This is a genomic window from Veillonella parvula (assembly GCF_024461875.1).
GTDB classification, from domain to species: domain Bacteria; phylum Bacillota; class Negativicutes; order Veillonellales; family Veillonellaceae; genus Veillonella; species Veillonella parvula_I.
The window spans coordinates 1-277 of sequence record NZ_JANGAL010000036.1 but is presented as its reverse complement, the minus strand read 5'-3'; the positions used below and the strand labels follow the sequence as shown (position 1 = coordinate 277).

General features: G+C 57.8%; 2 tRNA genes. Both read left to right on the top strand.

Annotated features, from left to right (window positions below):
* The first annotated feature begins 62 nt into the window (after positions 1 to 62).
* Positions 63 to 138 (top strand) — tRNA-Asn (locus NE668_RS09770).
* 8 nt (positions 139 to 146) lie between these two features.
* Positions 147 to 221: transfer RNA gene (locus NE668_RS09765), tRNA-Glu, on the top strand.
* Positions 222 to 277 lie beyond the last annotated feature (56 nt).

Here is a 277-nt window from a genome sequence, read left to right as displayed (position 1 = left end):
GAGCACCGCCTTGCCAAGGCGGGGGTCGCGAGTTCGAATCTCGTTTCCCGCTCCATAAACATTCCTCGATAGCTCAGTCGGTAGAGCAATCGGCTGTTAACCGATCGGTCGTAGGTTCGAGTCCTACTCGAGGAGCCATTTTTATTGGCCCGTTGGTCAAGCGGTTAAGACACCGCCCTTTCACGGCGGTATCCCGGGTTCGATTCCCGGACGGGTCACCACATGGACGATTAGCTCAGCTGGGAGAGCGCCTGCCTTACAAGCAGGATGTCGGCAG